The sequence below is a fragment of the Clostridium chrysemydis genome (genome assembly GCF_015234215.1).
Classification (GTDB): Bacteria; Bacillota; Clostridia; order Clostridiales; family Clostridiaceae; genus Clostridium; species Clostridium chrysemydis.
Window position 1 is genome coordinate 1 of the sequence record NZ_JADEKP010000028.1, and the last position, 546, is coordinate 546.

Annotated in this window: 1 protein-coding gene; it reads left to right on the forward strand. The window is 31.1% G+C overall.

Annotation, left to right across the window (positions count from 1 at the left end; all coding sequences use genetic code 11):
• Positions 1–118 precede the first annotated feature (118 nt).
• On the forward strand, positions 119–546 hold a 428-nt coding region (locus INR60_RS17185), incomplete at its 3' end, for an IS1/IS1595 family N-terminal zinc-binding domain-containing protein (protein ID WP_194192697.1).

A 546-nucleotide genomic window follows, 5' to 3' on the forward strand; every position in this document is an offset into this window, starting at 1 on the left:
CTACAATATTGTTTTGCTTCTTTGTTGGTATTTTAAAGTATTTGCGTGAATAGAGACTATTTTTTATGTCCATAATCAAAATATCTAAAAAAATAAAAAAATTTTTCGAGGTGAGATTATGGTACATACACAGGCTTGTCCCCATTGTGATTCAAAACACTTTATTAAATACGGTAAATATAGGAATGTCCAAAGGTATCAATGTAAGGATTGTCTTAAAACTTTTAACGAAGGAACTGGGCTCATATGGCATAACACTAGAAAAAGTGTTGACCTTTGGGATAAATATACTCGTCTTATGATATCTGGTGCTACTATAAGAGATTGCTCAGATAGACTAGATATTTGCATAGAAACTTCTTTTAGATGGAGGCATAAAATCTTAAAGCATATCGGAACTTATACAGATTCAAGAAGAACTCATATAGTTACAGCTATGAGACATACTAAGTTTTTAGAAAACTTTAAGGGGCAAAAGACTCCCCCCGTTTGCACTATTTCTAGAAGAAAAAATATCTTTGTAGCTACTACTATTAACAAAAATAA